The sequence below is a fragment of the Nocardia suismassiliense genome, assembly GCF_900269665.1.
Lineage (GTDB): Bacteria > Actinomycetota > Actinomycetes > Mycobacteriales > Mycobacteriaceae > Nocardia > Nocardia suismassiliense.
Window position 1 is genome coordinate 3,271,333 of record NZ_LT985361.1, and the last position, 20,451, is coordinate 3,291,783.

Sequence of the window (20,451 nt, forward strand, 5' to 3'; positions counted from 1 at the left end):
TGATTATTTCCACGCTGTGGGTTTAATCTACCTGATATTCCCACGGCGTGGGAATAATGCGTCGGGGCGGGGCAGCCACCTCACGCCTCGCTGATCGCTCAGGAGTTCGTCATGCTCGACCGTTTCGCCATCCCGTCGCGCGAGGTGCTGCGCGCCCGCGAAAAGCTCGTCCTCGACCACTTCCACGACGAGGTGCGCCAGCAGTGGGACGACGTGCTGGCCACCTTCCCGCACCCGCACTACGAGATCATTCCCACGCTCACCGTGCACGACGGCGACGCCGAGGTGCGCGGCTACTATCACGACACCCGCGTCGCCTTCCCCGATCAGGACCACGAGATCATCGCGCTACGGCACAGCGCCGACGCCGTGATCGTCGAATTCTGGTTGCTGGGAACGCATTCAGGCCCACTGGGTGGCATCCCGCCCACCGGCGCCAAGCATCGCACCAGGATGACGGCGTACTTCGTCTTCGACGAGAACGAGAAACTAGTCGTCGAGCGCATCTACTTCGACGCGCTGTCGATGCTCAAACAACTCATCGGTGGAGTGAACCTGCGCGACCCACGCAACTGGCCGCTGGTCGTGCGCGCACTGCGTGGGTTGCTCACGATGTCGAGCAACCCGAACCCGTTGCTGGTCAACACAACACGCGCAGACCTGTCGGACTGATCGTCATGAAAATCCATCACCTCAACTGCGGCACCATGCGACCCCTCGCCACCCCCGGCGGACTCGTCTGCCACGTCCTGCTCGTCGAAACCGAACACGGTCTGGTCCTGGTGGATTCGGGCCTCGGCGTGCACGACGCCGAAGCCCCGGGTCGGCGCTTCGGTCCCAGCCGCTTCTTCATCCGGCCGATATTCGACCCGAATGAGGCCGCGATCAACCAGATCCAGCGCCTGGGGTTCGACCCGCACGACGTTCGCCACATCGTGCTCACCCACTTCGACGCCGACCACGTCGGCGGACTGGCCGACTTCCCTTGGGCACAAGTACATCTGACACGCGCCGAGGCACTCGCATCCCAGCACCCCGCGACACAGATCGAAAAACAGCGTTATCGCGCCCCGCACCGCGCTCACGGCCCCCGGCTCGTCGAACACGACCCCGCAGCAAGCGAATCATGGCGCGGATTCGCCGCCGCCAACGAACTCACCGACATCGCCGCGGGCATCGTGCTGATCAGCCTCCCCGGCCACAGCCGCGGCCACGCCGCGATCGCCGTCGACACCGGCGATCGCTGGGTCCTGCACGCCGGAGACGCCTTCTACCACCGCGGCCAACTCGACGGCACCAACTCCGCACCCAAATCCCTGACCGCGATGGAACGGTTGACGGCATCCGATTGGCGCAAAGTCCGTTCCAATCACCAACGCCTGAGCCACCTCTGGACCGCCGCCGAACCGGACTTGATCCTCGTCAACGCCCACGACCCCCACCTGCTCGACCAGGCTCGTCAGGCCAACCCACCCAGTAGCCGAGGCGGTGGAACCGAATGAACCGGCCGTACGACGACCATACTGAAACCGCCGACGGCCAACGGCGGCATGATCGTGAGGAGTATCCGTGGCGCTCATCTCGGCGGCTGTATGCCCATACCCGCCAGGGTTGATACCCGAGGTCGCCGGTGAGGCCGCCGTGCAGTGGGATCCATTGCGAGCCGCCTGCGCGGAATCCGTTCGCCGACTGAGTCTTCCGCAGCTGGGCATAAACAACGGATGGGCCGTCTTGGACGGGTTCGGTGCGCGTCGTCCTGATGAGACGACGCCTGAACTGCTGGTGCTCGTGGGCGGTGACGATACGACGAGGCTGTTCCAGCCGGACGGTGTGTTTGCGAGCCTGCGAGCACAAGGCATCGACTGGTCGACCGGTTGGGGACAGGCCAACGAGGACGCGACGGCATTGCCGTTGTCACTGTCCGTCGGCTATTGGCTGCTCGACTCCGGCCGCCCGCCCGGAATGCTCACGGCGTCGGTCGCGTTCCAGGCCGTGGCGCTGGATGCGACATCGCAGCAGTGCGCGGCGCTGGGGCGAAAGCTCGCCGGGCGGGCCGACCGGGTCGCCATGCTTGTGATGGGGGAGGGGTCGGCGGTCCGGGGTGTGACGGTGCGGCCGCACCCGAACGAACAGGCCGGGCGTTATGACGCGGAGGTGGCGGCAGCGCTCGGCGCGGCTGACGCCGAGAGGTTGGGTCGGCTCGATCTCGTGGAGTCGAATCGGCTGAACGCGACCGGTCGAGCGGCTTGGCAGGTTCTGGCCGGTGCGGCTGATGGACGGCGATTCCAGGCAGAGCTGCTGGCGCCCGGCGGGGTTGGGTATTTCGTGTCCAGTTGGACGCAAGGTGTCACCGCGGTCGATGGGTAGGCGCGCGCCCGGGTAGGCGCGGCAGTCCCGCGGGGTCTTGCCTGGTTCGACCAGGGCTGATGCCGTGTCAGTCGGTATGTCAGTTCGACGTCAGGTCAGTGTCAGCCGGGCTGGCGACAGTGGTCGAGTGAACAGCACAGCTATTGCCGCTTCCGGGTTTCGGAAGCCATACGAGAACAGGGCAACCCTCGATAGCATCGGGGCGGGTTCCTCCTCGATGCTGGGTGTGGAATGGCTCGAGCGACTCTCGCGCGTGCTGCGCGGTGATCATGTCTTCGCTCAGCTGATCCGCTTCGCCTTGGTCGGTGGCGCGAGCAATATCGCGTACGTCCTGCTGTTCCTGGCTATGAACGCGTTCGGCCCGCTGGTCGCCAATGTCGCCGGTTCGATGGTCAGCACGGTGATTGCGAACGAACTGCATCGCCGGCTCACCTTCCATGCGGCCGGACGGGTCGACTGGTTCACCGCACAGTGGGAAGGCGGCGGGTTGGCCCTGATCGGCCTGCTGGTCAGCACTGCGGCCTTGGCGGGCCTCGAGTTCTGGGCACCCGGCCTCGGCGAGGTCGCACAGTCGGGCGCGGTGATCGTCGTCATGGCGGCAGTCGGCGGTATGCGGTTCCTGGTGTTGCGCGGGTTCGTCTTCTGACGCGCTGTCGGTGGCCGGGGCGTGCGGCAATCGCGGACTCAGAACTCGCGGTACATGACATGGAGACCGACCCGGCCGAGGGTCGGATGGCGAAACGCTCCGGGGACGGTGCCCACGATTTCGAACCCGAGACGCTGGTAGAGGTCAACGGCCCGGTGATTGGATTCCGCTACGGCGTTGAACTGCATGCCGGCGAAGCCGCGCGCTTTCGCCCAGTCCATTACGTACCGGCACAAGGCCGTTCCGGCCCCCTTGCCGCGAGCATCGGCGGCAACCATGAAGCTGGCGCTCGACACGTGGGCACCCGGACCCGGGCGATTGGCATACGCATTGGCAGTACCCACCACGCCCGCATCGGTCACGGCAACGACGCAGATCGCGGGCGGGCCGACTGTCCACATCGCGCGCGCCTGCTCCTCGGTCATCGCCGGGTCGTAGACGAATGTCTCACCGGCCCTGACGATTTCCCGAATGATGGGCCAGACCTGTGGCCAATCGTCCGGTGTGTACTCGCGAACCAACATGAACCACAAGCTATCCGGGATAGCGCGGCGTTCCCACTCATTTGGTCGCGGCGGCGTCGTTCGTCCAGGCGTGACCGCAGCCTGGACGAAAGGCAGGGAGCCGTAGCCTGGATGAGTGAGAGCTGTGGACTTCGGCCGTGAGCCTGAACTGGGCTGGGACTTCGCCGGTCCCGCCGAGGCCGTGCCGCGGGGTATCGCGATGATCGGCTATCGCGACGAGGCAGGCATCGGGTTGGATCTTCGGGTTGCCGGGACGGCGGCGGTCACGGTGGTGATCGGATTCGGGGACCATGGGCTGCTCGTCGATGACGTTCACGGGCGACGATCACTCGACGGCTTCGTTGCCGGGCTGCCCATCGAACCCATGCGCATCCGTAGCGAGCGGGCGGAATGCATCGAGGTTCGTTTGTCGCCGATCCAGGCGTATTCGCTGTTGGGTGTTGCCCCCACCGATCTGGGCCGGGGCGCCGTCGCGCTGGAGGATCTGTGGGGACCACGGGCTCGGCAACTGCGCGAGCAACTCGCGTCCGCCCGGGCCTGGGACGAGCGATTCGCATTGACGAGATCTTTTCTGGCGCAGTGCGATAGGCCCATGCGGTCGCCTGATCCCGAGGTGCTCACCGGTTGGCATCGCATACTCGCCGCGCGCGGCCAGGTGAAGATCGGTGCGCTCGCCGAATCCGTCGGCTGGAGCAACAAGCGGCTGTGGGCGCGGTTCGAGTCGCAGATCGGCCTGACACCCAAGCGGGCGGCGATGCTGGTCCGATTCCGGCACGCGGTCGACGGTCTGCTGGCGGGCCGACCGGCCGGCGACGTCGCGGCGGACTGCGGATACGCCGATCAGGCCCATCTGTGCCGAGACATATCGATATTCGCCGACCGCACACCCGGGGTACTGAAGACGCACTACCTGCCCACCATCGCCCGGCACCGGTACCAAGCTTGGGGAAAAATTTTCCAATACCGAGGGTGACCTACCGGTCGATAGTGGTGTTCACCTCGGGTGCGTCGGCGAGCAAGCCGCGACTCGAGCCGTCACCTTATCGACAGCGAGAGGACACTTATCGTGACCGACACCCTCGATCCCGCACAGCTACAGGCCGCCTTGACGGCCGTGCATCATGCGGGCATGCCCGGACTCTTTGCCGAGGTGCGCGACGACAGCGAAATCTGGCGTGGCGCAGCCGGAGTCGCGGATATCGCCATCGGCCGCCCGGTCACGGCCGACATGCGGCACCGCGTCGGCAGCGTCACCAAGACATTCACCGCCGCTGCTGTGCTGCAGCTGGTCGACAACGGCGAAATAGCGCTCGACACACCGATAGGGCACTACCTGCCGCAGCTGGTTCCCGGTGAACGCGGTAAGGCGATCACGGTCCGGATGTTGATCAACCACACCAGCGGTCTCGCCGAATACCTGCCGTATGCTTACCCATCCCTCGCGGGCTTCCCTGTCGTGGCGAAGACGACACCGAAAAGCCTGGACGAAAACCGGTTCACCAAGTTTCACGCGACCGACCTGATCCAGCTGGGCGTCTCGGCACCTGCTGTCGGAACCCTCGGTGGCACGCCGGGCGTGTACTCGAACACCAATTACTTGCTCCTATGCCAACTTCTGGAGTTGATCACCGGCACTTCGGCGGAGAAATGCATCACCGCCAACGTCATCGAGCGCGCCGGGCTGCGGGACACCGAGCTGCCGACCGGACCGTACGTCAGCGGACCGCACTCGATGCACTACGAGGCGTGGTTCGGAATGATCGACCCACCAGTCGATTACAGCGTCTTCGACATGTCGTGGGTGGGCCCGTCGGCTTCGCTGATCTCTACCGTCGCGGACCTGAACCGCTTCTTCGGGCTACTGCTGGCCGGTGAAATCGTCAGCCACGCCTCGCTGGCGCAGATGCAACGCACCGTTCCGGTCATCTCGTTCGAGGGGAAGACGATCGACTACGGTCTCGGCCTGCACAAGACGACAGTGCCCGGTCACGGCATCTACTGGGGTCACGACGGCTCCGTCTGGGGCGGCGGCGCGTTGTGCATGACCAGTGCCGACGGCAAGCGCCAACTGTCCCTCGTGGTAAACATGCAGCGCTGGAACCGAATCGGTGCCACAGGGCAGCCTGAGCCGCACCCCATCGACGACGCGCTGAGCGCTTTCACCCAACTCGTGCTGCGCGGTTGACATCTACACGCGCGACCCTGAGCCGGCGAATGTGTAGCTGTTGTGGAGGTGTTGTGTAGGAACCCGATTCGGCCGCGCGCGTTGTTATGTTCTATCCGTTGTGTCGATCTGTGACGCGACTGGGGCCAGCACCATTTCGGTTGGCGCAGAGGACAACTGGAGTTCTTGACGATGAGTATTCGTACCGCTGTCGCAACACTCGGCTTTGCCGTGATCGGGATCGGTGCCGCTGCCGGGCCGGCAGCGGCACTCGAACCGTTCCATGATCCGGAATTGGGCATCATGGGCGTGGATCTCAACCAATCCGATACCGCAGCCTTGTCCAACAGCCCGCTCCCGCAGCTGCTGGATCCGTTGCTGGGCAACGCCATTTACGTCACGCTCGACTTCGGCCTCGAGTCGGGGGAGCCCGATTCATCGATTCGCCGCGGTCCGCTGCCGGGAGGCTTCTCGGGCTTCGTCGCCGGTGCCGCGCAGTCGCAGAGCGTCATGGGAGTCATGCTGGCGGACGGAAATACGGTGATCGTGTACCAAGCCGCCCCTTAGCCGAGGAGCTGACTTGGCGGTGGTTGTCGCGGTCCGGGTGGGATCGCGACAACCGCTTGATCTGAGATGTGCAGCTGGACAGGTGATCACGAGGAAACGAGGCTCTTGGTTTCTCGCTCGATGCCACCACCAGTCCTCCTAATCGTCTGACCAGCGAATGGTTGGCATGAACTGGGGATAGCGGTGCGATGGATCCCAGTTGCTGAACGATTCATCGCTGCGGATCGTAGTGACAGATACGGGTGGCACTTGGCGATCATCCGCGTTCCGGATTCGAGGTTGTGTCATGCATCTGTTGGCTAGCGATGCGAATGCTGGGGCCGGCCCCGGTAGTCGCGGTGCGATTGTGCTGGGTTTGTTTCGGATTCTCGTGGGGCTTTCGTTCGTCGCGCACGGGCTTTCCAAGCTGTTCGCGTGGCCGGTGGCGCCGCATGGCGGTCATGTCGCGACGGTCGGGAGCTGGCCGAGTTGGTGGGCCGCGGTGATCGAGATCGGGGCGGGTGGGCTGGTGGCGCTGGGTATCGGCACTCGCATCGCCGCGTTGCTCTGTTCGGGCGCGATGGCTTACGCATTTCTGCTCGTGCATTTGAAGGAGGGCGCGATCCTGCCGATTCAGAACGGCGGCGAAACCGCTGTGCTGTTCTGCTGGTCGTTCTTCCTGATCGCCATGATCGGTCCCGGCGCGTTCGCGGTGGATACGTTGCTGCTGCGGCGAACAGGCCGCTCGATGCGCCGCGCGACCCCCGCGAACGCTCGCGGTTAGCTCACACCCGGCTCATCTCGTCGGCGATCGCCTCGGCGAGATTGTCGACATCGTCGGGGGTGGTGTCGAAAGCGCACATCCAACGGACCTCGCCGGTGCGTTCGTCCCACAGATAGAAGCGATAACGCTTCTGCAGTCGCTCGGTCACTTCGCGAGGAAGAATCGCGAAGACCGCGTTGGCTTGCACCGGGCGCACGATCCGCACACCGTCGATACCGTCGACCGCGGCCGCGAGGCGCTCGGCCATCGCGTTGGCGTGCGCGGCACTGCGCAACCAGAGATCCCCGCCGAGCAACGCCTCGAACTGCACCGAGACGAAACGCATCTTCGACGCCAATTGCAGCGACATCTTGCGCAGATAGCGGATATCCCGGACGGCTTCCGGCTCGAGCACCACGACGCACTCGCCGAGCAGCAGTCCATTTTTCGTACCGCCGAACGAGAGCACGTCGACCCCCACATCCGTGGTGATCGCGCGCAACGGCACGCCGAGCGAGGCGGCCGCGTTGGCCAGCCGGGCGCCGTCGACATGGACCAGCATGTCCCGTTCGTGGGCGTGTTCGCAGATCGCGCGAAGTTCGTCGGCGGTGTACACGGTGCCGGACTCGGTGCTCTGCGTGACGGACACGGCCGACGGCTGGGCCCGATGCTCGTCGCCCCACCCGTAGGCCTGCCGATCGATCAATTCGGGGGTCAACTTGCCGTCAAGGGTGGCGACAGTGTGGATCTTGATTCCGGCGAGCTTCTCCGGCGCGCCGCACTCGTCCACGTTGATGTGCGCGGACTCCGCCGCGATCACCGTACCCCAGCGCGGCAGCAGCGCTTGCAGCGCAACGACGTTGGCGCCGGAGCCGTTGAATACCGGGTAGGCCGTGGCTCGCTCGCCGAAGTGCCCAGCGAAAATTTCCTGCAGGTGGGCGGTGTACTCGTCCCCGCCGTAGGCGATTTGATGGCCGCCGTTGGCCAGGGTCAGCGCCGCGAGCACCTCGGGGTGAATCCCGGCGTGGTTGTCGCTGGCGAAGCCGCGTACGGCGGGATCATGCCTGCGAACGGCGTCGGTGCCGGCGGTGTCAGCCACAGATATTTTCCCATCGGGTTCGGTTGTGCCGATCTGTACAGCGATGACGCGGAACCGCAGCGACCACATGTTGTTGCGTGGGTCTACGATTGTCGCTTCTACACATTCCAGCATTCTACGAAGGGGAAACTCCATGGCACGCAAGGTCGTTGTGACACTGGTCGACGACTACGACGGCAAGTCCCAGGCCGAAGAAACAGTGCACTTCACCTTGGATGGCGTGGCGTACGAGATGGATCTGTCGGCAGTCAACGCCAAGCAACTCCGCGGTCTGTTCGCGGAGTGGACGTCGACCGCCCGCAAGGTCGGACGTGCGCCGCGAGGCACGAGCAACGGGTCGCGGCCGACGGCCGGCCGGGAGCAGACGGGTGTCATCCGTGAATGGGCACGCCAGAAGGGTATTGACGTGTCGAGCCGCGGGCGGATTTCGGCCGAGGTGGTGGACGCCTACAAGAAGGCGAGCATGTAAGTCCACCGGAATCGCCGAGTCGGGCTCGGCCGTGGGGGACTTGTTCTTCCCTGCCGAGCCCGCCCGTCTAATTCGCCGCGCCATTTTTCGGGCGCGGCTTTCTCATCTCGGACGACTGTTCGTGGCCCGTTCGATGCGCCGGATGCGTTCGCGCGCAAGAAGTTCGGTCATTTCGGTGAGCGAGTCTGCCAGCAGCGGATGCAGTTCGGCGCGCGCCCGGGCGACGGCGGCGTCGATCACCTCCGTGGACACCGTCGGGAATTCGCCGCCCAACCGCTGGACGGTCGCCCGACCGGATGTCACCGACTTCACCCACTGACCCATCAGATCCGGCGGCTTGCCCGAGCCGCCACCGAGGCTCGGCGCGGCGGCGTTCGGCCCGTAATCGGAACGCTTTCGCGCCGAACGCACCTCGGACTTATCGCTACTCAACGGCATATATCACTCCAGAGACGGCACCCAGAGGCAGCGAGCCGCGCTTCGGGACTCGGGAAAAGTAGTTGAACTGTACACCGCAATTCGTGCCGGGCACAGATCGATCCACGCATTTGCTCGTGGAAGTCGAAGAGGGGCAAAGAGTATCGCGTCTCGGTGCTGCGGATAAACGTTCCGGCTGTTCACAGCAATTCTGCCGTCGAAAGTGTCAAGCTCGCCGAAGCTGAACTGGACAGTTGCCCGACTCTGAGTTCGATGCATCGGCACTGCACCGCGCGAAGCAGCATTGTGGTGACCGCTTTCGATGTCCGTGCACTGGGGACCCAGACGCGCGTAAGATGCTGTACTGACCTGGATTTCACTGAATCTGTTGGTGGACAATGCGATCGGGGGACAGGCTGGTGGGCGCAATGCTGGTCGGGCAGTTCGATGCCAGGGACGCTGCGGGACGCGTCTTTCCGATCAATGAGTATCAGCACGCGGTATCTGTCCCAGGATCGCCGCCGATCATCACCTACGAGCTGGCCTCGGGAGAACAGGTGAAACATTTGGGCGGCGATCTGTTCGAGGTGGTGTCGACGGGCGCGGAGATCACCCGAGTCCCCTAGTCTCGGGCAACTTGCGGCGAGCGCGGCTGAAATCAGCACCGTGCGCTCGGCGCGGATTTCGCCTGAGTGTCAGCCAGGCCGAACATCGAAGAACTACCGAGCGGCGGCCAGCACTGCCGCGAGACCTTCTTGCAGGTCCTCGACGAAATATTCGGGGACCTCGAGCGATGGGAAATGTCCGCCGGTTTCGGGCGTCCTCCATCGGACGATCTGGCGGTACCGCTGCTGTGCCCAAGGGCGTGGGCACTTCTCGGTGTCGCGGGGATACATGGTCAGTGCTGACGGGACATCGACCCGAAGGTCTGGGTCGAGGGAGTTGTGGCTTTCGTAGTAGATGCGGGCTGCGGATGCGCCCGTCCGGGTCAGCCAGTACAGGGTGACGTCGTCGAGGACGCGGTCGATGGAGATCGTTTCGAACGGGCTGTCTTCGGTATCGGTCCACTCGGCGAACTTGTCGAGGATCCAGGCGAGCAGCCCGACCGGTGAGTCGACGAGTGAGTAGCCGATGGTCTGTGGTCGGGTGGCCTGCTGCTTCGCGTACGCCGCGCGGTGGCGCCAGAAGTCGCGGGTTTCCTCGGTCCAGGTGCGCTCGGCCGCTGTCAGTCCGTCCGTTGTCAGCCCAGGCGGCGCCTCGGCGAAGGTTGAGTGGATACCGAGGACGTGCGCCGGGAACCTGCCGCCGAGAACGGTGGTGATATTGCCGCCCCAGTCACCGCCGTGGGCGACGAACTTGCGGTAGCCGAGCCTTCCCATCAGTTCCACCCAGGAGGCCGCGATCTTTTCGGTCCCCCAACCGGTGGTGGCCGGCTTGTCGCTGTATCCGAAGCCCGGCAGCGACGGCACTACGACGTGGAACGCCGGCGTGGCTGCGTCTTTCGGATCTGCCAGCTCGTCTACCACATCGAGGAATCGAACAATGCTGTCCGGCCAGCCGTGCGTCAGGATCAGCGGAGTGGCATCTGCGCGCGCGGATCGGCGGTGCAGGAAGTGGATTCCCAGATCATCGATGGTCGTACGGAATTGGCCGATGCGGTTGAGGCGGTCTTCGAACGACCGCCAGTTGTATTCGGTGCGCCAGTAATTCACGACATCGACGAGGTCGGCGAGCGGAACGCCCTGGTCCCATCGGCGCGGGTCGGGCGCGGGGCGATAGACCGTCTCGGTCTCCGGTAGTCGCGCCGCAGCTAATCGCGCGCGCAGATCGTCGAGGTCGGCGTCGGTTGCGTGGGCTTCGAATGCGTGCACGTCACTGGTTGGACGGGGCATGAGACCTCCTGGCAGTCGGAAGACCGGCTACGAGTTTCGGTGAACCGGCTAAGACGGTTCTAACATCTCTTCATGCGCCCGTGCAACCGGCTAAGGTGGTTCCATGCCTGCTGGGTTCCCTGACTTCCGCCTCGGTAGCGTGCTGGCGACCAGCTTCACGGCGACGCTGACCGAGCGTCAGGGCGACGCTGTCGAGCGCATTCCCACGCCGCAGCGACTCATCGACTGGCTGGCGGTGAACGGCCTCGCCGTGGCGTCCTGCAGCACCGTCCAGCTCGAACTCGCTCGGGAACTGAGGGAGTCGATTCACGCCGCGGCGACAGCGGCCGCGATCCGAGAAGCTCTGCCCGCGTCGGCTGTTCGTGTCATCAATGACTGCAGCATCCAGGGTCGGGCCGCGGCTGTTCTGACGCCCGAGGGCAATCGCCGATGGCGACTCAGCTTGGCTTCCCGCGTAGAAGATGCCCTAGGCGTAATCGCCGCCGACGCGATCAGCATCATCGCAGGCGAACGAGACGGAAAATTAGCGCTGTGCGCATCGCCGACCTGCCGAGCAGCCTTCTTCGACACCAGCCAAAGTCGCACCCGCAAATGGTGTGACATGAACACGTGCGGGAATCGTCAGAAGAAGGCGCGCTTCAATGCCAGTCACCGCAAAAGCGCCAGAGATTGACCCCATTCGCACCGACGAGTTTCGAGCGCGCGGGAGGTCTACTCCGTTATGAGGAAACTGATTTACGGGTTCGGCGTGTCCCTGGACGGCTACGTCAACGATCGCGACGGCAGCATCGACTGGACCGATCCGGATGACGAGCTGCACCAGTTCCACAACGACAGGTTCCGCGACCTCGAGATCTCGCTGCACGGCCGCCGGATGTATGAGCTGATGGCCGAGTACTGGCCGCACGTGCCCGCGGACGCGCCACGCATCGAGCGTGAATTCGGCGAGCTGTGGACGCAGAAGCCGAAGGTCGTCTTCTCCCGCACGCTCACCGAGGTGCAGTGGAACAGCACGCTGGTCAGCGAGAACGCGGTCGAGGAGGTGCGCAAACTCAAGGCCGGCGGCGATGGCGTCATGGAGGTCGGTGGCGCCGACCTCGCCGCCTCGTTGATGCCACACGGGCTCATCGACGAGTACCAGATGTTCCTGTCTCCCTTGATACTCGGCGGTGGCACCCCGTTCTTCCCGCCGCTGGACAAGCGCATCCAGCTCCGATTGACCGAGACTCGACACTTCGACACCGTGGTGATGCTGCGCTTCCTCGCCGTCTGAGGTCCTTTCGAATCAGACCAAAGTGCTGAAGATGTGCCGTGCGGCTTCGGCGATCAGTTCGCTGCTGGGTTCGGCGTCGTAGCCGCCGGTGCGGTCGGACATGATCGCGAGGACGAGGGGTGGGTGGGCGGTCGGCCAGACGATGGCTATGTCGTTGGCTCGGCCGTAGTTGCCGGTGCCGGTTTTGTCCGCGATGGTCCAGCCTGCGGGTGCCGCGGCGGCGATTCGCTTGGCGCCGGTCACGTTTCGGACGAGCCAATCGGTGAGGATGGCGCGTTTGTCTTCGGGCAGGGCGGAGCCGAGGATCAGGTGCTGGTAGTCGGCGGCGATGGCGCGGGGTGTGGTGGTGTCCCGGTCGTCGCCGGGCGGGTCGCGGTTCAGTTCGGGTTCGTACTGGTCCATTCGGCTGACGGTGTCGCCGAGTCCGCGCAGGTAGTCGGTCAATCCGGCGGGTCCGCCGATGTCGTCGAGCAGCAGATTGCCCGCGGTGCCGTCGCTGAAGCGGACGGCGGCGTCGCACAGTTCACCGATGGTCATCGCGGTATCGACGCGTCGTTCGGTGACCGGTGAGATCGAGCGGATGTCGGCCTTGGTGACGGTCACCGGCTTGTAGAGGTGGGTGAGCGGATTGTGGTGCAGCACAGCGGCTGCGGCAAGGGCTTTGAAGGTTGAGCAGAAGGCGAAACGTTCGTCGGCGCGATGGGTCAGCGTGCGGTTCGTACCGGTGGACAGAGCATAGATGCCGAGGCGGGCGCCGAATTGTTGTTCCAGCTCGACGAAGCAGGGATTCGGTGCTTGTGCGGTAGTAGTGCTGGTCTCGACAGTAGTGCTGGTCTCGACGGAGTCGGCTGGTCTCGCACAGGCCGCCAAAGGCAGCAGTGCCGCTGCTGTGAGAAGGGTTCGGCGCGTGATCTTTCCAGTCATGGTCACCTCACTTGTCGACTCCGGCCCGTAGGCGATGTGGCGAAACGACGGCACAAGTAGTCATAGCAGGTCCGTGGGGTACGAGTCGGTGCAGCTCTCCGGCGATGCCGATGACGGGCCGTAAAATGCTGGCATGCAAGGGAATTAGAGCTTGAGACCGAGTCCGGCGTCCCTGGCACGGACGATCGCGTTGGCCCGATCCGCCACGCCCAACTTGGTGAAGATGCGAGAAAGGTAGTTGCTGATCGTTTTCGGCGCCAGCTCGAGTTCGGCCGCGATCGAGGCATTCGACAATCCCGCGGCCACCAGGCTGAGCACGGCGAACTCCCTGCTGGTCAGCTCAGGAAAGGGCCGGGTGCGCTGACCGGAGTTGGCCAGCATGGTGGCGAGTCTGGCCCCGATGTGCGGACTGAGCACCACCCAACCGGCGGAGACCGCGCAGATCGCGCGCAGAATGTCGTCGCGGTCCGCGGCGTTGCGCAGATAGCCGCCCGCACCGGCGCGCAAGGCAGCGAACACCGACTCGTCGTCCTCGGCGACGCTGAACACGAGCACCGCGACGTCCGGTGCCGAACGGGCCAATTCAGCTATGACAGAACCGCTTTCGGGCTGTCGCCACTGCCCGAGGATCAGCACGTCCGGCCGGTTGAGCACCGCCTCACGCAACGCGCCGCCGGTCGTGGTCTCGGCGACGACGGTGATCCAGTCGACGGAGCCGAGCAGCGACCGCAATCCGGCCCGGACCACGGCGTGGTCGTCGGCGAGCACCACGGTCAACCGGCGCGTTCCGGAAAAGGTGGAGCCGATTCCGTCGATGACCGAGAGCTCGGGTCCGAAGGTTCGCCGCTGGGGAGCGGGCTGCACTGTCATCAACCCCCTGGCACAGTCCTACATGTGGCCGAACGCATCCGGCTCTGCCGCCTGAGAATGGACTGGCCGACGGTGCAGCGGAAGATCGCGGACCGCTGACCGAACCCTGGAAGCGACGCAGTCTGGGAACGGTTGCGGCAATTCGCCATTGGTCAAGTCGTGTTGCGCGAGCTCTTGCTGGGGGCGTCGGATGAGCAGGTGCGGAATATTCGACGGTCGGGCGGCGGTTGAACTGCCGCATGCAGATCGGTATCAACACCTTCGTCACCGACGAGGGGATAAGCGGTCCGAAGCTCGGCCGGGCGCTGGAAGATCGGGGGTTCGAATCGCTCTTCTTGGCCGAGCACTCGCACATCCCCGCGAGCCGGGAATCTCCGTACCCGGGCGGTGGCGATCTGCCCCGGATGTACTACCGCGTGCTGGATCCGTTCGTCACCCTCGGTGCTGTCGCGGCGGTGACCGAGAAGCTGATCCTCGGCTCCGGGGGGACTCTGCTGATCCAGCGTGACGTCATCCACACTGCCAAAGAGGTCGCCACACTCGATCGAATTTCCAATGGCCGCTTTGTATTCGGCGTCGGCGTCGGCTGGAATCGGGAGGAGGTGGCCGATCACGGCACCGATCCTCGCCCCCGTGGCGAATTGCTCGATGAGCAATTGGCGGCCCTCCGCGAGATCTGGACCAAGGACCTCGCCGAATATCACGGCCGCTTCATAGATTTCGACCCGATGCACGCCTGGCCGAAGCCCGTCCAGCAGCCGCATCCGCCGATCTTCATCGGTGGTGGCGAGGCTGCGGCGAAGCGCGCGGCGCGGCACGGTGTCGGTTGGATCCCCATCGCGCTGACCGATCCCGCCGCGATTCCGGCGCAGTTGGCGCAGTTCACCGGTAGTGGTCTGCCTGTGTCTGTCGTGAGTGTGGCGCCCGACCCTGCGGTTCTCGACGCGTATGCGGAGGCCGGGGTGCAGCGCGTCACGCTCTCGCTGCCGACCCGTCCGGAATCCGAAAGTCTGGACAAGCTGGACGAATTCGCGAAGCTTGTCGATCGGTACTCGACTCTGCGGTGAGATCGGCCCATCCTGGGCTGCGGCGGTCGCACTAGCGGAATAGAACCCGCCTGGGCCCCATGATGATCCGATCGTGCGGGCGCAGAATCTTGATGATGGTTTCCAGTTCCGGACGGGCGAGAGCGACGCATCCGGCGGTGGGGCCCGAGCCGGCGTGCAGGAAGATCGCCGAACCGTTGCCATGGATGATCGGCGAGTGCGGAGGGCGGTTGTAGTCGATGACTACGACCTGTCGGTAAGGGCCGTCGTTCATCAGCTCGGTGAGGTCCTCGTCGGCGGGCAGGCACTTGCCCCGGTAGTAGGTGTTGTAGCGGTGGTCGCCGCTGGTGGAACCCCAGCAGGAACCGTGGCGCAGTGTGCGGTAAGGCAGCTCGGTGCCGGGATTCGCCTCACCGAACGCTTCGGTCAGCGGGTAGGAACCGGTGGGCGACTTGCCGTCGCCCTCGCGTTTGGCGTGCGGTTCGGCGAAGCCGTTGCTGCCGATGTACCCGGAGGTGGACAGGGTCTGTTGCCAGGTGGTGCCGTGCCGGACACAGGTGACAACGTCCACCTCGGTGCTGCCGTAATCGGTGGCGATGGCGAAGAGGACGGTCCTTGCTGACCCGGCCTGGTATTTCGACTGGCCGTTACTCAATGCTTGGCAAGGATTGCTCGCGGCGGCGGCCGGGGGAGCGGCGACGGTGGCGGTGACGCACAAAAGGTAGGTCGCGAGAACTGAATTCCACAGGCGCGCCGTAATTTCCTCGACCTCCCTTAGAGCCGGTGGATCCAGCGAACGCCGAAACAGCAGCCTAGTGACCGATGTCTTCCCGCCCCGGCGACTCGCCCAAGGCTCGACGCCGCCCGAGGTCGCCGGCTCAGGGCAATTCGGCCATTCCACCGCGCAGCCGTCGGTGTCTGAGTCAGAATCTGACACTAGTTGGTATCAGAAATGGAGTGCAGGGTTATGTCGTCATCCTCGAGGCCGCGTGGCTTTCGCAGAATGTCCACCGTCCTCGTGGTTGGGCTCATCGGTGCGCTCGGGGGAGTGTCGGCACCCGCCGGTGCGCAGCCGGTCGCTGAGCTGCCGGTCGTGTACAGCACCCTGGCCGCGGTGGCCACCTCGGTGCAGCAGCACGGTGCCGCACCTGCGGGGGCTAACGATTGGTCGTGCCGCAGTGAGCGTCATCCCGATCCGGTGGTGCTGGTGCACGGCACCCACGCCAACATGATCGTCAACTGGAATGCGTTGTCGCCCTTGCTGAGAAACAATGGCTACTGCGTATTCGCCCTCAACTACGGCGGATTGCGGTTCGGGCAGATCGGCGGCACCGCCGACGTGCGCGCCTCCGCCGCCGAACTCGGTGACTTCGTCGACCGGGTACTGGCTGCCACCGGCGCCGAAAAGGTCGATCTGGTCGGCCATTCCCAGGGCGGGCCACTGATTCGCTACTACACCGGCATCCTCAACGGCGCCGACAAGGTTCACGATGTGGTCGCTCTCGCGCCCACCTATCGTGGGTCCTCCGCCCTGGGTCTGGACCCCTGGGTCGCGCAGATGCGCTCGGCGGCACCGGAATTGGCGGCACAACTCGACGCGCTCGACACCGCCGCGATGCAACAGTTCCACAGCTCGCAGTTCATCACCGAACTCGACGCCCTACCCGACACCCAGCCCGGATTGCGCTACACCACAATCGTTTCCCGCTACGACATCGTCGCCACACCGATGCACGCCCAATTCCGGCACGGTCCCGACGCCCGCAACATCGTGATCCAGGATGTGTGCGCCAACGACCACAGCGACCACCTCGCGCTCGCCTATGACCGCACCGCGTTACGCGAAGTACTCAACGCACTGGATCCTCGATCTGCTGTCCCACCGGACTGCGCGGTGCCCAGCCTGCCTTACCTGGGTGGGTAGTCCGCCGCTACTGGCACCGTGGAAATCGGCAGTGCGGGCGCTACGGCCCGTGGGCATCGGCAGCGCGATCGCTGTGCCCACCGTGGAATCGGGAGCGCAATCGCCACTGCCCCCGTCGAAATCGGCGACCGTGTCCACAGCGGCCGGCCGGCCGGTGATCTGAGGCACGCCGGGGCCGACAGCGGCAGCCCGGCGCCGATCGCAGCATGATGGTGGGATGTCCGAGCGGGTGAGCGCATGCGCGCATTTCTGATATTGATCGTCGTGCTGGCGATCGCGCTGGTCGTCGGCGACCGAGTCGCAGTGGTGATGGCGCAGAACGAGATCGGCCGCAAGGTCGCCGCCGACTACAACCTTGCGCAGCAACCGAGCGTCGACATCGGCGGTTTCCCGTTCCTGACGCAGGCCGTCGACGGCAACTATCGCGACATCGACATCCGGGTCGGTGACTGGACCGGACAGGGCCTCACGGTCCACAACCTCGATGTCACGCTGACGAACGTGTCCGCGCCGCTGAGCGATCTGCTGCAGAAACGCACGTCGAATCTTGTAGCGGACGTGGCGACAGCGACGGCTGTGGTTCCCTACGCCGCCGTGCAGGGCTTCGCGCCTTCGGGAGTGGAGTCGATCTCTTACAGCCCGGACGGTCTGCGCGTCGCCGGCACATTCTCGGTGGAGGGTATCCGAGTGCCCGCGACGGTCATCGTCACTGTTGCGCCGACCGACAACGGCATCGAGGTCACTCCGGTCTCGGTGCAGCACGCGGCAGGTGGACCGACGATTTCGCTGGCAATGCTGCGCCGAGCCCTCACCTTCACCGTGCCGCTGCAGCGGTTGCCGCTCGGTGCGCGGCTGACGGCCATCCAACCGAGCGCCGACGGCCTCCAGGTGACCGCCACCGCCCACGACGTGCACTTCTCCAACCTGGAGTGAGTCATGACTGCCTCGCGAGGTGATCTGCTGAGCCCGGTCTCCCGATCGGTGTCGGGCTGCACGCCAGTGGCGTGTGAGGGCGGTTCAAGAGCCGGCTGACAAGGTCGTTGCATGACGTGGCATAGCGGCCGGCAGGCCGAGGGAGAGACGATTCTGGTGACCGGCGCCAACGCAGGCATCGGATATTTCGTCGCCGAACAGCTCGCGGCCAGCGGTGCCACCGTGGTGCTCGGCTGCCGTGATACCGCCAAGGCAGACCTTGCGATGCAAACCATCCGGTCTCGAGTTCCGGACGCCCGACTCCGAGGGGTGGGCTTGGATTTGTCGGATCTGTCCTCGCTGCCCACCGCCGTGGAAGCTCTCGAAGCCGATCGTCTGGACGCGGTCGTCCTCAATGCCGGCATCCTGTTGTCGGGCCCCGACCGGCGGCTGAGTCCACAGCGGCACGAATTGATGTTCGCAACCAACCACCTCGGGCACTTCGCGCTGGTCGCTCACCTCGCCCCGATCCTGACCACCACCCCGCACAGCCGCGTGATCACCGTGGGCAGTTTCGCCGCCCGGTCGGAGCGGTTGGACCTCGCTGATCTGCCATCCGAACACGACTATCGACCCAAACGAACCTACGGGCGATCGAAACTGGCCCAAATGCTCGTCGGCTTCGAACTGGACCGCCGCCTACGCGCCCACGGCTCCGATACCGCCAGCATCGTCGTCCACCCGGGCGGCGCACTGGACTCCCTGACCCCATCGCGCCCACCGCTTTTCGTCCGCACCACCACCGAGCGCCTGCGCGGGCTACCCGCAGGACTGATGCTGCACGGCAAGCACGCAGCTGCCGAAACCATTGTCCGAGCCACCCTGGATCCGGATATCACCGGCGGACAACTATGGGGACCAAGGGTTTTCGGCCTTCGCGGCCAACCCCACCGGGAAACACCTCGCCCACACATGACCGACCCCGACACCGCCGCTGAACTGTGGTCCGCCAGTTCGGCACTCACCGGACTGGATCCGTTCGAGCGTCCAGTCCCACCCGCCCAACCATGATCCGCGCCAGCCATCGTGTCATTACCGCTCGCTCCCGCGAGGTTGCGGTGCGCGAGGCGGCCGATCCCGCCCGCTCGGTACCGCGTGCCACCGCGGTCGCCGGATATCGGTCCGCCACGAGCGCTACCGCGGATTCCCACCCGATGCGGCGCTAGCCCCGGTCGCCAGCGCTCTCACTGTTCGGCCTCGGGCTTGGTGTCCGGCTCGAACAGGAACGAGATGCGCTCCATGACCGATTTCCGTTGCGTGTTCTGGAAAGCGGCGATGCGCCACTGCCCGTCCTGTTCGCGCACCATAGTGAAGGTCGCGGTCTTGGACAGCTTGCTCGGGCGCTCGTCGTCGTACCGGTCGCCCCGGGTGGTGACTACCGCGGTGTCCGCGCCGAACAAGCGGATGCCGAGGTAGGAGTCGGCGAGCTTGCTGCCCTTGAGAACCCCGTTGAACAGCGCGCGGTGACTCTCGGTGATATCGCGGCGGCCCTCGTAGTGGGTACCCGTGAACGTGGTGTAGGTGCCGTTCTCAGTGAAGAGCGCGCCGTAGGCGTCGGCATCGCCCTGCGCCCAGGCTGCGTTCAGCTCGGCGAGTGTCGCGCAGACCCCTTGCGCGTCCGCGGCGGTGCCACCGTCGGGCGTGACGTCCGTGCACTCGGTGACGCCTTGATTGCGCACGTCCGAGGTTTGATCCAGCCACACGTACCCGCTGACGGCGGCGATGCCGAGGGTCAGCGCGCTCGCGCTCAGCACCTTCACGACGGTGCGGCGACGGGGCTTGGCTGGGGTGCTGGATTCGGTATTCGTGGTGGTCGCGGTCATTGCGGGGAGCCCTCTCGTGCTATTCTCTGCTTAGAAGATGTATCTTCTCTGAAGATGTATCTTCGTTTAGGAAGAGATTACGAGGAGGGTGAGCTGTTGTCAACGGATCGACGTGACACCGATTTCGGTCAGGTTTTTCGGCGGTACCTGAGTTCCGTTGTGCTGCATGCGCAGGCGGGCGCGAAGGCGGTCGGACTCGGAGCGACCGACCTGTACGCGCTGAATGTGCTGGAACTGAGCGGGGCCATGACGCCGGGCGAACTCGGCACCCGCACCGGACTGACCACCGGACCCACCACCCGTCTCATCGACCGCCTGGAACGGGCCGGGTATGTGCGCCGCACCGCCGACCTCAACGATCGCCGCAAGGTCATGGTCGAGCCGATCGCTCAGCCTGTCGACCTCGACAAGGTGCTCGCCCCCGCCCGCCGCAAGATCGGCGACATCATCGGCGGTTACACGCCCGAACAGCGGGAATTCCTCCTCGACTACTTCGCACGGGCGGCCGATGCTTTCCAGCAGGCGGCGACGGAAATCGGCGCCACGGGCCCCGCCGCCGACTAGGTGGAGTGCGCGCCGCCACCGTCACCCCGCGTACGGCTCTCGCCACCGCGAGACGATCACTGTATTCCTCAGCCGGACGGCCCGGCTGCCGCGAGGCCGACGCCGAGCTATGATCGCGTAGTCGCGAAAAGCGATGTTCCGTGGGTTCCTACCAGGACATCGTTCGTA

At 65.1% G+C, this 20,451-nt stretch carries 25 protein-coding genes; 17 read left to right on the plus strand and 8 right to left on the minus strand.

Annotated features, from left to right (window positions below; all coding sequences use genetic code 11):
- Positions 1-111 precede the first annotated feature (111 nt).
- The 4 genes from DBO33_RS14735 (at position 112) to DBO33_RS14750 (ending at position 3,013) form a co-directional block, all read left to right on the plus strand.
- Positions 112-672, plus strand: coding sequence for an ester cyclase (locus DBO33_RS14735; RefSeq protein ID WP_107655536.1), 561 nt, complete (start codon positions 112-114; stop codon positions 670-672).
- A 5-nt stretch (positions 673-677) separates the two neighbouring features.
- Positions 678-1,502: an MBL fold metallo-hydrolase gene (locus DBO33_RS14740; RefSeq protein ID WP_107655537.1), complete on the plus strand. Its 825-nt coding sequence runs from the start codon at positions 678-680 to the stop codon at positions 1,500-1,502.
- A 67-nt stretch (positions 1,503-1,569) separates the two neighbouring features.
- Positions 1,570-2,367 (plus strand): class III extradiol ring-cleavage dioxygenase family protein, encoded by a 798-nt coding sequence (locus DBO33_RS14745; protein WP_234390840.1) that lies wholly within the window; start codon positions 1,570-1,572, stop codon positions 2,365-2,367.
- Positions 2,368-2,584: 217 nt separating this feature from the next.
- Entirely contained in the window at positions 2,585-3,013 is a 429-nt protein-coding gene (locus DBO33_RS14750; protein WP_107655538.1) for a GtrA family protein, read from the plus strand.
- Positions 3,014-3,051: 38 nt separating this feature from the next.
- Here the strand turns inward: DBO33_RS14750 and DBO33_RS14755 are convergent, their stop codons facing one another.
- Complete coding sequence (locus DBO33_RS14755; RefSeq protein WP_107655539.1) at positions 3,052-3,537, minus strand: GNAT family N-acetyltransferase; 486 nt, start codon at positions 3,535-3,537, stop codon at positions 3,052-3,054.
- Between the two features lie 115 nt (positions 3,538-3,652).
- Between DBO33_RS14755 and DBO33_RS14760 the strand changes: the two genes are divergently transcribed.
- From DBO33_RS14760 to DBO33_RS14775, 4 genes are all read left to right on the plus strand, one after another.
- Positions 3,653-4,510 carry a helix-turn-helix domain-containing protein gene (locus DBO33_RS14760; RefSeq protein ID WP_234390841.1) on the plus strand — a complete coding sequence of 286 codons (858 nt, stop codon included), beginning with the start codon at positions 3,653-3,655 and terminating at the stop codon, positions 4,508-4,510.
- A 93-nt stretch (positions 4,511-4,603) separates the two neighbouring features.
- Complete coding sequence (locus tag DBO33_RS14765; RefSeq protein ID WP_234390842.1) at positions 4,604-5,722, plus strand: serine hydrolase domain-containing protein; 1,119 nt, start codon at positions 4,604-4,606, stop codon at positions 5,720-5,722.
- Between the two features lie 171 nt (positions 5,723-5,893).
- Positions 5,894-6,268 (plus strand): hypothetical protein, encoded by a 375-nt coding sequence (locus DBO33_RS14770; RefSeq protein ID WP_107655540.1) that lies wholly within the window; start codon positions 5,894-5,896, stop codon positions 6,266-6,268.
- Between the two features lie 346 nt (positions 6,269-6,614).
- Complete coding sequence (locus DBO33_RS14775; protein ID WP_267897883.1) at positions 6,615-7,031, plus strand: DoxX family protein; 417 nt, start codon at positions 6,615-6,617, stop codon at positions 7,029-7,031.
- A 1-nt stretch (position 7,032) separates the two neighbouring features.
- Here DBO33_RS14775 and DBO33_RS14780 read toward each other — a convergent pair whose 3' ends face one another.
- Positions 7,033-8,109, minus strand: coding sequence for a threonine aldolase family protein (locus DBO33_RS14780; protein WP_234390844.1), 1,077 nt, complete (start codon positions 8,107-8,109; stop codon positions 7,033-7,035).
- A 133-nt stretch (positions 8,110-8,242) separates the two neighbouring features.
- Here DBO33_RS14780 and DBO33_RS14785 point away from each other — a divergent pair, with 133 nt between their 5' ends.
- Positions 8,243-8,578, plus strand: a complete 336-nt coding sequence (locus DBO33_RS14785) for a histone-like nucleoid-structuring protein Lsr2 (protein ID WP_107655543.1) — start codon at positions 8,243-8,245, stop codon at positions 8,576-8,578.
- Between the two features lie 102 nt (positions 8,579-8,680).
- Here the strand turns inward: DBO33_RS14785 and DBO33_RS14790 are convergent, their stop codons facing one another.
- Positions 8,681-9,016 carry a hypothetical protein gene (locus DBO33_RS14790; protein ID WP_107655544.1) on the minus strand — a complete coding sequence of 112 codons (336 nt, stop codon included), beginning with the start codon at positions 9,014-9,016 and terminating at the stop codon, positions 8,681-8,683.
- A gap of 377 nt (positions 9,017-9,393) precedes the next feature.
- Between DBO33_RS14790 and DBO33_RS14795 the strand changes: the two genes are divergently transcribed.
- On the plus strand, positions 9,394-9,621 hold the full coding sequence (locus DBO33_RS14795) for a hypothetical protein (protein WP_234390845.1): 228 nt from the start codon (positions 9,394-9,396) through the stop codon (positions 9,619-9,621).
- 93 nt (positions 9,622-9,714) lie between these two features.
- Here DBO33_RS14795 and DBO33_RS14800 read toward each other — a convergent pair whose 3' ends face one another.
- A complete protein-coding gene (locus DBO33_RS14800; RefSeq protein WP_107655546.1) occupies positions 9,715-10,887 on the minus strand; it encodes an epoxide hydrolase family protein in 1,173 nt (390 codons plus the stop codon).
- A gap of 103 nt (positions 10,888-10,990) precedes the next feature.
- Between DBO33_RS14800 and DBO33_RS14805 the strand changes: the two genes are divergently transcribed.
- Both DBO33_RS14805 and DBO33_RS14810 read left to right on the plus strand, forming a co-directional pair.
- The gene (locus tag DBO33_RS14805) at positions 10,991-11,560 is read left to right on the plus strand and encodes a CGNR zinc finger domain-containing protein (RefSeq protein WP_107655547.1); all 570 of its coding nucleotides are present in this window, start codon (positions 10,991-10,993) and stop codon (positions 11,558-11,560) included.
- Positions 11,561-11,608: 48 nt separating this feature from the next.
- Positions 11,609-12,160 carry a dihydrofolate reductase family protein gene (locus DBO33_RS14810; RefSeq protein WP_107655548.1) on the plus strand — a complete coding sequence of 184 codons (552 nt, stop codon included), beginning with the start codon at positions 11,609-11,611 and terminating at the stop codon, positions 12,158-12,160.
- Between the two features lie 12 nt (positions 12,161-12,172).
- Here the strand turns inward: DBO33_RS14810 and bla are convergent, their stop codons facing one another.
- Both bla and DBO33_RS14820 read right to left on the minus strand, forming a co-directional pair.
- Positions 12,173-13,084, minus strand: a complete 912-nt coding sequence (gene bla / locus DBO33_RS14815; RefSeq protein ID WP_107655549.1) for a class A beta-lactamase — start codon at positions 13,082-13,084, stop codon at positions 12,173-12,175.
- Between the two features lie 144 nt (positions 13,085-13,228).
- Complete coding sequence (locus DBO33_RS14820; protein ID WP_107655550.1) at positions 13,229-13,954, minus strand: LuxR C-terminal-related transcriptional regulator; 726 nt, start codon at positions 13,952-13,954, stop codon at positions 13,229-13,231.
- A gap of 239 nt (positions 13,955-14,193) precedes the next feature.
- Between DBO33_RS14820 and DBO33_RS14825 the strand changes: the two genes are divergently transcribed.
- Positions 14,194-15,021 (plus strand): LLM class F420-dependent oxidoreductase, encoded by an 828-nt coding sequence (locus DBO33_RS14825; RefSeq protein ID WP_107655551.1) that lies wholly within the window; start codon positions 14,194-14,196, stop codon positions 15,019-15,021.
- A 31-nt stretch (positions 15,022-15,052) separates the two neighbouring features.
- Here the strand turns inward: DBO33_RS14825 and DBO33_RS14830 are convergent, their stop codons facing one another.
- Complete coding sequence (locus DBO33_RS14830) at positions 15,053-15,655, minus strand: L,D-transpeptidase family protein (protein ID WP_159080256.1); 603 nt, start codon at positions 15,653-15,655, stop codon at positions 15,053-15,055.
- 348 nt (positions 15,656-16,003) lie between these two features.
- Here DBO33_RS14830 and DBO33_RS14835 point away from each other — a divergent pair, with 348 nt between their 5' ends.
- The 3 genes from DBO33_RS14835 to DBO33_RS14845 all read left to right on the plus strand — a co-directional run bounded on the left by DBO33_RS14835 (position 16,004) and on the right by DBO33_RS14845 (position 18,907).
- The gene (locus DBO33_RS14835) at positions 16,004-16,924 is read left to right on the plus strand and encodes an alpha/beta fold hydrolase (RefSeq protein ID WP_159080257.1); all 921 of its coding nucleotides are present in this window, start codon (positions 16,004-16,006) and stop codon (positions 16,922-16,924) included.
- 237 nt (positions 16,925-17,161) lie between these two features.
- Complete coding sequence (locus DBO33_RS14840; RefSeq protein ID WP_107655554.1) at positions 17,162-17,857, plus strand: LmeA family phospholipid-binding protein; 696 nt, start codon at positions 17,162-17,164, stop codon at positions 17,855-17,857.
- 111 nt (positions 17,858-17,968) lie between these two features.
- The gene (locus DBO33_RS14845) at positions 17,969-18,907 is read left to right on the plus strand and encodes an SDR family NAD(P)-dependent oxidoreductase (RefSeq protein ID WP_107655555.1); all 939 of its coding nucleotides are present in this window, start codon (positions 17,969-17,971) and stop codon (positions 18,905-18,907) included.
- Positions 18,908-19,080: 173 nt separating this feature from the next.
- Here the strand turns inward: DBO33_RS14845 and DBO33_RS14850 are convergent, their stop codons facing one another.
- A complete protein-coding gene (locus DBO33_RS14850; RefSeq protein WP_107655556.1) occupies positions 19,081-19,719 on the minus strand; it encodes an SgcJ/EcaC family oxidoreductase in 639 nt (212 codons plus the stop codon).
- Between the two features lie 96 nt (positions 19,720-19,815).
- Between DBO33_RS14850 and DBO33_RS14855 the strand changes: the two genes are divergently transcribed.
- Positions 19,816-20,283, plus strand: coding sequence for a MarR family winged helix-turn-helix transcriptional regulator (locus DBO33_RS14855; protein ID WP_234390846.1), 468 nt, complete (start codon positions 19,816-19,818; stop codon positions 20,281-20,283).
- The last annotated feature ends 168 nt before the right edge of the window (positions 20,284-20,451 follow it).